Below are 376 nucleotides of genomic sequence, written 5' to 3'. Positions count from 1 at the left end.
CCATCAGTCTGTATGACGCGTTTGGAGACCGACAACACACCATTTATATGGGAGCCACCCCCGAATATGGCAAGGCGACGTTTCTGGAACGGCTAGAGCGAGAAATCGCGCGCACGAAAGCCCGTTATCCCCAAGCCACCTATCTCGGAATTGCGGATGGGGCAGCCTCAAACTGGCAATTCCTCAACCGCCATACCCACGAACAAGTGCTGGATTTCTATCATGCCTCTGGGTATCTCGGTGCGGTGGCGGTGGCCCTCTATCCCATTAATTTAGCCCAGCAACGGCACTGGCTTCAGGAGAGTTGTCATCATCTCAAACATGACCCAGGGGCAGCCACTCACCTCTATCAACAGATGCTGGAGTTATCTCAATC

General features: G+C 53.7%; 1 pseudogene. It reads left to right on the top strand.

Annotated features, from left to right (window positions below):
* Nucleotides 1–376, top strand: a pseudogene (locus A8707_RS29415) (ISKra4 family transposase); the annotation flags it as partial.

It is taken from the genome of Phormidesmis priestleyi BC1401 (genome assembly GCF_001650195.1).
Taxonomy (GTDB): Bacteria; Cyanobacteriota; Cyanobacteriia; order Leptolyngbyales; family Leptolyngbyaceae; genus Phormidesmis_A; species Phormidesmis_A priestleyi_B.
Note: the sequence above shows the minus strand (reverse complement) of the source record. Positions and strands in the feature narration are given on the sequence as shown.